The organism is Oceaniglobus roseus, assembly GCF_002869745.1.
GTDB lineage: Bacteria > Pseudomonadota > Alphaproteobacteria > Rhodobacterales > Rhodobacteraceae > Oceaniglobus > Oceaniglobus roseus.
On sequence record NZ_PNOS01000067.1, the window covers coordinates 1 to 9,920 of the forward strand.

At 72.8% G+C, this 9,920-nt stretch carries 4 protein-coding genes; 3 read left to right on the forward strand and 1 reads right to left on the reverse strand.

Annotated features, from left to right (window positions below):
• Positions 1-633, reverse strand: a 633-nt coding sequence (locus A7B20_RS20675) for a WecB/TagA/CpsF family glycosyltransferase (protein WP_102110476.1), incomplete at its 3' end; no start/stop codon positions are given.
• Positions 634-944: 311 nt separating this feature from the next.
• Between A7B20_RS20675 and A7B20_RS20680 the strand changes: the two genes are divergently transcribed.
• The 3 genes from A7B20_RS20680 to A7B20_RS20690 form a co-directional block, all read left to right on the forward strand.
• Positions 945-2,399: a hypothetical protein gene (locus A7B20_RS20680; protein WP_102110477.1), complete on the forward strand. Its 1,455-nt coding sequence runs from the start codon at positions 945-947 to the stop codon at positions 2,397-2,399.
• A gap of 229 nt (positions 2,400-2,628) precedes the next feature.
• Positions 2,629-9,120 carry a type I polyketide synthase gene (locus tag A7B20_RS20685; RefSeq protein ID WP_102110478.1) on the forward strand — a complete coding sequence of 2,164 codons (6,492 nt, stop codon included), beginning with the start codon at positions 2,629-2,631 and terminating at the stop codon, positions 9,118-9,120.
• A 4-nt stretch (positions 9,121-9,124) separates the two neighbouring features.
• Positions 9,125-9,920, forward strand: a 796-nt coding sequence (locus A7B20_RS20690; protein ID WP_102110479.1) for a glycosyltransferase family 2 protein, incomplete at its 3' end; no start/stop codon positions are given.

Genomic DNA, 9,920 nt, shown 5'->3' on the forward strand with positions numbered 1-9,920 from the left:
CACCAGTCTCGGCGCGCGCCTCTGGCGGCCCGACAGGAAATCCAGCCCCGCCCCGACCGAGGCGAAGCCGACGCCCGGCGCCTCGCGGCGGCCGCGGGCCGCCAGCCGCTCCTGCTTCGGCGCGCCGAGCGCCAGCAGGCAGAGCCCGATGCCGCCCGCCCGCAGCCGCTCGAGGATCGCCGCCGCCTCGGCACCGTCGGGGTCGAACATGTTGGACGGCGCGATCCTCAGGGCGATGTCGATGTCCGGCACCGCCCTCAGCAGCGCGGCGGCCGCCTTCTCGAGGCTCTCGCCGGTGCTGCCGACCAGCGCGACCGGACGCCCCGCCGCGGCGGCGATCCGCGCCATCGGCAGCACCAGGTCCGATCCCGGCGCCAGTTGCACGGGCCGCCCGGCGAGGCGCGACAGCCAAACCACCGGGCGCCCGTCGGCCACCACCAGGTCGTGCGCCGCATAGGCGTCGAGGAACAGGGGGTCGCGGTGCAGCTTGACGATGTGATCGAGGTTGATCGTGGCCAGCGCGAACCCCTCGCCCGCGCTCAGCCGATCGCGCAGGGTTTCGAGCAAACCGTTGCGCGACGGCACCGTGATCCGGATCCGGCGGCGTCCGAAGGCAAATTCCACGATCTCCATCCCTAGTCGGACCGGATCCCGCCGCGACGGTCGCAGGGCGGCAGAGGGATGCGGCAGCAGCACCGACACCCCTGCGGCAGCGACGGGTGCGGTGGTGCCACCATGCCCGAGGGCGAAGCATCGGCAAACAGATATGACCGCGACAGGCGCGGCCGCCCGCGATAGTGTTGCGCCACGACCACCGGCGCGGCCGGGCGCCGGCGCGAAAGCGCCACCTTTCCCCCGCGATCCCGCCACGAAATCGTGGCAGGATCGGGGCCGACGCCACGCCGCCGCCGGTCGACACCCACCGAAGGGACCGCCCCAGTCCGATGCCCAACGCCCTAGCCTACCTGATGCTGGCGCTCTGGCCGCTGGCGAGCCTCGCGATGTTCCGCAGGCTGCCGCTGGAGAAGGCGCTGATCTGGACGATCCTCGGCGGCTACCTGCTGCTGCCGCCGATCGCGGCGATGGACCTGCCCCTGGTGCCGCCGATGGACAAGTTCTCGATCCCGACCCTGTCGGCGGCGCTGATCTGCCTGTTCGTGCTGAGGCTGCGGCTGTCGCTCTGGCCTGCGAACCGGCTGGCGCGGCTGCTGGTGCTCGGCTTCTTCCTCGGGGCGATCCCGACGGTGCTGACCAACCGCGACCCGATCCTGTTCGAGACGCTGGCGGGCACCGACCCGATCCAGTTCGTCACCGGCAGCCTGCCGGGGCTGACCCTGCGCGACACGCTCTCGGCACTGATCGGCCAGGCCCTTGTTCTGCTGCCGTTCCTGATGGCGCGCCAGTTCCTCGCCTCCGAGGACGGGCTGCGGGCGCTTCTCGTGGCGCTGGTCGTCGCCGGGCTGGCCTATTCGATCCCCGCGCTGATCGAGATCCGGCTGTCGCCGCAGATCAACGTCTGGGTCTACGGCTTCTTCCAGCAAAGCTTCCTCCAGGCGATCCGCAACGGCGGCTACCGGCCCGTGGTGTTCCTGCCCCACGGGCTGTGGCTGGCGCTGTTCGTGCTGACGACGGCGATGGCGGCCACCGCGCTGTTCCGCGTCTCGGAAGGCGCGGCGCGGCGGCGCTACATGCTGGCGGCGGGCTATCTCGTGCTGCTGCTCTGGCTCTGCAAGAGCCTCGGCGCCTTCGCCATGGGCATGGTGCTGCTGCCGCTGCTGCTGTTCGCGGGGCCGAGGACGCAGATCCGCGTGGCGGTCTGCCTCGCCCTCGTCGCCACGGTCTATCCGATGCTGCGCAACGCCCACCTGATCCCGCTCGACGCGATCATGGAGCAGGCCGAGAGCGTCAGCGCCGACCGCGCCCAGTCCCTCGGCTTCCGGTTCGAGAACGAGGAGCTGCTGCTGGAGCGCGCCGCCGAGAAGCCCTGGTTCGGCTGGGGGCTCTGGGGGCGCAACCTGACCCACGATCCCGAGACGGGCCAGATCACCACCGTGCCCGACGGCCAGTGGATCATCGTCTTCGGCACCTTCGGCTGGCTCGGCTACATCTGCACCTTCGGCCTTCTCGCGCTGCCGGTGCTGCTGACCGCGCGCCGGATGTGGCGCCACGGGGCGGACGCGGTGTCGCCCTTCGTGCTGCCGCTGGTGCTGACGCTGACGGCGACGATGATGGACATGCTGCTGAACGCGACGCTGATTCCCTTCACCTGGCTGACCGCGGGCGCGATCCTCGGTCATCTCGAGGACAGCCGCGCCCGCAGCCCCGCGCGCGCCCTGTTCGGCGGCACCCAGGCGATGACGGCAGCGGCGCCCGCCAAGGGGCCGCGGACGATCCTGTGACCTTGCGTCATCCCGTGCAGGAACGGCCGTCCTGCCACGCGTCCCGCCCTGTGCAACGCCGGAAAGCCGTTTACAATCGCGCACCGGCGGGATGGAATCCTGCAACTGTGGCAGCGATTTCCACAGAGTTGCCCCTTTCGCAGGCTAGGGCTGGCGCGACGCGGCCGCCGGGGTGGAACCGGCGCGCCGTGCGAACCGGCGCAGGCGCGACGGGACAGGCAGCCCGGACATGGCGGCGGCAGAAGACGAGGACGGAGCGACGGACGTGAGCAGGAGCAGCCCCAGCAGCGCACAGAGCGGCGACATCGCCATCGTCGGCATGGCCATCGACGTGCCCGGCGCGCAGGGGCTCGACGCGTTCTGGGCCAATCTCCGCGACGGGGTCGAATCGATTCGCAGGCTCTCGGAAGAGGAGCTGCTGGCCGCCGGGGAAAGCCCCGGGCGGATCCGGCGCGCGAACTACGTTCCCGCCGCCGCGGTGCTGGATGGCTTCGACACCTTCGATGCCGAGTTCTTCGGCTTCTCCCCGAAGGAGGCCGCGATCCTCGACCCCCAGCACCGCAAGTTCCTGGAGGCCGCCTGGAACGCGATGGAGAACGCGGGCCACCCGCCCGCGACCCATGCGGGGCCCGTGGGCGTCTATGCCGGCTGCGGCATGGGCAGCTACTTCTACTTCAACATCTGCTCGAACCCCGGCCTCGTGGACGAGACCGGCATGTTCCTGCTGCGCCACACGGGCAACGACAAGGATTTCCTGGCCACCCGCGTCTCCCACGTCTTCGACCTGAAGGGCCCGTCGATCAACGTGCAGACCGCCTGCTCGACCTCCCTCGTCGCCGTCCACTACGCCTGCGCGGCGCTCCGGGCGGGCGAGATCGACATGGGGCTCGCCGGTGGCGTCACCATCGAGCTGCCCCACGGCCGCGGCTACCTGTTCCAGGAGAACGAGATCCTGTCGCCCGACGGTCACTGCCACGCCTTCGACCACCGCGCGCAGGGCACCGTCTTCGGCTCGGGCACGGGATGCGTGGCGCTGAAGCGGCTCGAGGATGCGCAGGCCGACGGCGACCACGTCTGGGCCGTCATCAAGGGAAGCGCCATCAACAACGACGGCGCCGCGAAGGCCGGGTACCTCGCGCCCTCGGTCGAGGGCCAGGCGGCCGCGATCCGGCAGGCGCTGGCGAACGCGGGCGTCGCGGCCGGAACGCTCGATTACGTGGAATGTCACGGCACCGGCACCTATCTCGGCGATCCGATCGAGGTCAGCGCGCTGACCGAGGCCTGGCGCGGCGGCGGCGCGGCGCCCGGCGGCGCGCGCATCGGCTCGGTCAAGACCAACATCGGCCACCTCGACACCGCCGCGGGGGTCGCGGGGCTGATCAAGACCGCCCTGGCGCTCCACCACGGCCAGATCCCGCCCTCGCTCGGCTACGAGGCGCCGAACCCGGCCATCGACTTCGACGGCTCGCCCTTCCGCGTCGCCGACCGCCTAGCGCCCTGGCCCCGGCGCGACACCCCCCGCCGCGCTGCGGTCAACGCGCTCGGCGTCGGCGGGACCAACGCCCATGCGATCCTTGAAGAGGCGCCGGCCCGCGCGGCGCCGGAGGAGTCGGACTTCCCGTTCCAGCTCCTCACCCTCTCGGCCCGCTCCCGCGCCGCGCTCGACGCGGGGACGACGGCGCTGGCCGCCCACCTGCGCGCCCATCCCGACATCGATCTCGCCGACCTCGCGCATACCCTGAAGAACGGCAGGCAAGCTTTTGACAAGCGGCGCGTTCTCGTCGCCGAGAGCGTGCGGGAGGCAGCCGCCCTGCTCGAGTCCTGTGACAGCCGCCGCGTGTTCACCCACGACAGGGTGGCGGATGCGCCGGGCATCGTCTTCATGTTTCCCGGCGGCGGCGCGCAGTATCCCGACATGGCGCGCGACCTCTACGAGACCGAGCCGGTCTTCGCCGAGTGGATGGACCGCGGCCTTGCCCATCTCGCCCCGCAGCTCGACCACGACCTGCGCGCGCTCTGGCTGCCCGCGCCCGAGAACCGGGCGGCGGCGGCCGAGGCGCTGAAGCGTCCCTCCGTCCAGCTGCCGCTGATCATGATCGTCGAACACGCGCTGGCGCAGCTCTGGATGTCCTGGGGCGTGGTGCCCGAGGCTCTGGTCGGCCATTCCATGGGCGAGAACACCGCCGCCTGCCTGGCCGGGGTGATCGGCTTCGAGGACTGCATCGACCTCGTCCTGCTGCGCGGCCGGCTGTTCGACGGCGTGGCGCCGGGGGGGATGCTGTCCGTCTCCCTGCCCCGTGCCGAGCTTGAGCCGCTGCTGGGCCCCGATCTGGACATCGCCAGCGTCAACGCGCCGGGCCTCACCGCCGTCTCGGGCCCCGATGCCGCGCTGGAACGCCTTGCCGCCACGCTGCGCGGCCGCGAGGTCGAACACCAGCGCATCGCCATCGACATCGCCGCCCATTCGCGGATGCTGGAGCCGATCCTGCCGGAGTACCGCGCCTACCTTGGCGGACTGACGCTGTCGCCACCGCGGATCCCGGTGCTGTCGAACCGCTCCGGCGAGGTGCTGACGGCGGAGCAGGCCACCGACCCCGATTACTGGGTCGACCAGCTGCGCAACACGGTGATGTTCGCCGACTGCATCGCGACCCTCTCCGCCGAGCGGCGGCGCGTCTATCTCGAGGTCGGGCCGGGCAAGGCGCTGAGTTCGCTGGCGCGGATGTGCGAGGGCGTGCAGGCGAACCAGGTCCTGTCCTCCCTGCGCCACCCCGACGAGGCGATCGCCGACGACATGTATTTCTTCGGCGTGATCGGCCGGCTCTGGGCCACGGGATACGAGGCCGACTGGGCCCAGGTCTGGGGCGAGTCGCGTCGCAACCGACTGGTGCTGCCCGGCTATGCCTTCCAGAGAAGCCGCTATTTCATCGAACCGGGCACCGCACGGCTCCCCGAGCCCGATACCACTCCCGCCCGCCGCGACGACATCGCCGACTGGGGCTATCGCCCGGTGTGGCGCCCCCGCCTGCCCGAACTGGAGAGCGACGTTGCCGAGGCGCTGGCGACACCGCTCCGCTGGCTGGTCTTCACCGACGCCTCGGGCCTCGGCGCGGCACTCGCGGCGCGGCTCAGAGCTGCGGGACACGTCGTCAGCACCGTCGCCTCGGGCGACACCTATCGCCGCCGGGCCGAGGGCGACTTCATCCTCGCGCCCGAGCGCGGGCGTGAGGGGTACGACAGCCTCCTTGCCGACCTCGCCGCCGAGGGACGACTCCCGGACCGGATCGCCCACCTCTGGCTGGTGACCGAGGGCGAGGAGTTTCGCCCCGGATCCAGCGTCTTCGACCGCAACATGGAACACGGCTTCTACAGCCTGCTGTTCCTCGCGCAGGCGCTCGCGGAGGCGGACCTCGCGGCGCCGGTCCACCTGACCTGCGTCACCACCGGTGCGGCGCGGATCGGGGACGAACCTCTGCCCCACCCCGAGAAGGCGACTGTCGCGGGCCCTCTCGGCGTGATCCCGCGGGAGATGCCGGGGATCACCTGCGCCGCGCTCGACATCGAGCTGCCGCGCCTTCGCGGCGGTCTCCTGACCGGGCGACGCGCTGCCGGGGCGGAGCGGGACGCGCTGGTGGAGCGGCTGCTGGAGGATCTTCTGGCCACCCCCGCCAACGGCACCGCCGCGCTGCGCGGCGCCCGCCGTTTCGGCCGGGAGTATCGCGCCGTCACCCTGCCGGAACCGGCGGAAAGCCCGTTCCGCGACGGCGGCACCTACCTCTTCACCGGCGGGTTCGGCGGCATCGCCCTGACCCTGGCCGAGGATCTGGTCCGCCGCCACCGCGCCAACATCGTCCTCGTCTCGCGCAGCGCCCTGCCGCCGCGCGCCGACTGGCCGGCCTGGTGCGATGCCCACGCCCCGCAGGACCGGACCGCCCGCGCCATCCGCGCCGTCGAGCGGCTGGAGGCCCTGGGCGGCGCGGTTCTGGTCGCGGTGGCGGACGTCTGCGACATCGACCGGATGCGCGCGGCGAGGGACGCGGCCGAGGCGCGGTTCGGCGCGCTGACCGGGGTGATCCACGCCGCGGGCACGATCGACGACGCTCCCCTGCTGTCGAAGACCGTCATGGCGTCCGAGGCGGTCTTCGCCCCCAAGATCGCCGGGCTGCGCGTGCTCGACGCGCTGTTTCCGGACGGCACGCTCGACCTCATGGTGCTGTTCTCCTCGACCTCGACGGCGATCCGCGCGGCGGGCCAGGTCGATTACGTCGCGGCGAACGAGTACCTCAACGCCTTCGCCCGCGCCCGCCGAGGCGGGGCGACGCGGGTGCTGGCGCTGAACTGGGGCGTCTGGGCCGAAGTCGGCATGGCCGCCGACGCCACCCGGCCCGCCGCCCCCCAACCCGAGCCGCGGCCCGCAGACCAGCCGCTGCTGGACCTCGCGGGCTTCGATGCCGACGGCGCGCGGCTCTTCACCTCGCGCCTCGCCGCATCGGACCGCTGGGTGCTGGACCAGCACCGCACCCGGGCGGGCGACGCACTGCTGCCCGGCACCGGCTTCATCGAACTCGCGGCCGAGGCGCTGGCGGCCCACGGGCACACCGGCCCCCTCGAGATCCGCGATCTGCTGTTCTTCCGCGCCCTCGAGGTCGGCCCGGCCGGGCGCGAGATGCGGGTGCGGCTGGCCGAGACCGACGGGGGGCATGCCTTCGAGGTGCTGGGCGACGTGACGCGCGACGGGCGGCGCGGACACCTGCTGAACGCCCGGGCGACCCTCGCGCCGCTGTCCGGCACGGCGCCGACGCTCGACCTCGCGGCGATCTGCGCCCGCTGCCCCGACACCGCCGAGGCCGCGGAGGGGCACCTGCCCGCGCCGCAGGAGGCGCAGCTGGCCTTCGGGCCGCGCTGGCACGTCCTGCGGCAGACCGCGCTCGGCCAGGGCGAGGGGCTGGCGCGGCTGGTCCTGCCCGAGGCCCTGCGCGGCGACCTTCAGGCGGGCTACCGGCTGCATCCCGGGATGATGGACATGGCGACCGGCTGGGCGGTGGCGCTGGCCCCGGACTATGGCCCGGAGCACCTGTGGGTGCCCGTCTCCTACGGCACGATCCGCGTCCTCGCGCCGCTGCCCGCGGAGATCCACAGCTGGATGCGGCTGGCGCCCGGCGCGCGGATGGACGGCTTCGCGCGGTTCGACATCACCATCGCGGATGCCGGGGGCCGGGTGCTGGTCGAGATCGAGGATTTCGCGATGAAGCGCCTCGCCACCTCCGCCGCCTTCGCCAAGGCGGGGCCGGTGGAATTGCGCGACATCCTCTTCGACGACGCGACCGGGCGGCCGCGCTCGGCGGAAGAGGAACGGCTGGCCGAAACGGTCGCGCGCGGCATCCGCCCGGACGAGGGCGCGGCGGCGATGCTGCGCGCCGTGGCCCTGGCGAAGGACAGCGGCGCTGCCGAACTGGTCGTCTCGTCGCTCGACCTGCCCGCCCTGATCCGCCAGGCCGACGCGGCGCATCCCTCGGTGGCGGACGAGGGCCAGAGCTTTGCGCGCCCCGATCTCGACAGCGCCTACGTGGCGCCCCGGAACGGGATCGAGGAGACGCTGGCGGGGATGTGGCAGACCCTCCTCGGGGTCGGCCAGGTCGGGGTCGAGGACGGCTTCTTCGACCTCGGCGGCCACTCGCTGATCGCGGTGCGGCTGTTCGCGCAGGTGCGCAAGGCCTTCGGCGTGCAGTTCCCGATCTCGGTGCTGTTCGAGGCCCCGACCATCGCCGCCCTCGCCGCACGGATCGCGGCACAGGTCGGCCCCGTGGGGGACGCCGGAGACGCCGCGCCGGAGACGGCAGCCGGCACCGCCGCGACCCGGTTCCGCCACCTCGTCGCGCTGCACGAGGGCGACGGCGGGCCGCGCACGCCGCTCTTCATCGTGGCGGGCATGTTCGGCAACGTGATGAACCTGCGCCACCTCGGCCTGATGCTCGGCACCGACCGCCCGGTCTACGGGCTCCAGGCGCGCGGCCTGACCGGCGACGAGCCCCCCCACGACCGCCTCCCCGAGGCCGCCGCCGCCTACGTCGCCGAGATCCGGCAGGTGCAGCCCGAAGGCCCCTATCTGCTGGCGGGGTTCTCGGGCGGCGGGATCACCGCCTTCGAGGCGGCGCAGCAGCTGCGCGCGGCCGGGGATGAGGTGGCGCTGCTGGCCTTCCTCGACACCCCGGTGCCGGTCCGCCCGGTACTGAACGCCCGCGACAAGGCACTGATCAAGAGGGAGGAGTTCCGCCGCAAGGGCATCCGCTACCTCTCCGAGTGGGCGGGCAAACGGCTCGCCTGGGAGCTTGGACGGCTGCGCGGTCCCGCGGCGATCCCGGAGGCGGGCGACGGCACCTTCAACGACCTGCGGATCGAGGCCGCGTTCCGCGAGGCCATCGCGGTCTACCAGCCGCGCCCCTACGACGGCCCGGTGGCGCTGTTCCGCCCGCCGCTCGACCGCCACTGGCCGGTGTCGAACGGCAATTTCGTGGCCCGGACCCGTGAATACGCCTTCCACGACAACCTGTGGGGCGCATGGTGCAGCGACCTGGAGGTGATCGAGGTGCCGGGCGATCACGATTCCATGGTGCTGGTGCCCAACGTCGCCGTGCTCGTCGCGCGGCTGAAGGCGGCGATCCGCGACGCCGAGCGGCGCCAGCGCCCCGGTCGCGCCGTCCTTGGCACCGCGGCGGAGTGACGGCATGACGGACTCCCGCCCCTCGGTCCTGACGGTAGTGCTGAACTGGCGCACGCCCGAGATGACCCTGCGCGCCGCCGCCGCGGCGCTGGCGGACATGGGCGACCGTCCGGGCGGCATCGTGATCGTCGACAACGACTCGCGCGACGGCTCGTTCGAGCGGATGCGCGCGGAGGTCGCGAGGCGGGGCTGGACCGCCGGAGGCCGGGTGCGCGTGCTCCAGGCGGGGCGCAACGGTGGCTTCGGCGCCGGCAACAACGTCGGCATACGCGCCGGGCTGCCGGACGGCACCCGCCCCGATTACGTCTACATCCTGAACTCCGACGCCTTCCCCGACCCGGGCTGCATCGGCGCGCTGGTGCGCTTCATGGAGGCGCACCCCGCCGCCGGCTTCGCGGGCGGCCATGTCCGCGGCGAGGACGGCCAGCCCCACACGACGCTGTTCCGCTTCCCCTCGATCCCCGGCGCGTTCGAGATGGAGGCCCGCACCGGCCCGGTCAGCCGCCTGCTGAAACGCTGGGTGGTGCCGCTGCCGATCCCGCAGGCGCCGCAGCGCGTCGGCTGGGTGGCGGGGGCAAGCCTGATGGCGCGGCGCGCGATGCTCGACCGGATCGGCCTCTTCGACGAGACGTTCTTTCTCTACTACGAGGAGACGGACCTCTGCCTCAGGGCCGCGCGCGCGGGCTGGGAAACCTGGTACGTGCCCGAGGCGCGGGTCGTCCACGTCGGCAGCGTGTCCACGGGCATGCGGACCTGGGAGCGGGTGCCGGACTACTTCTTCGCCTCCCGCCGGCATTACC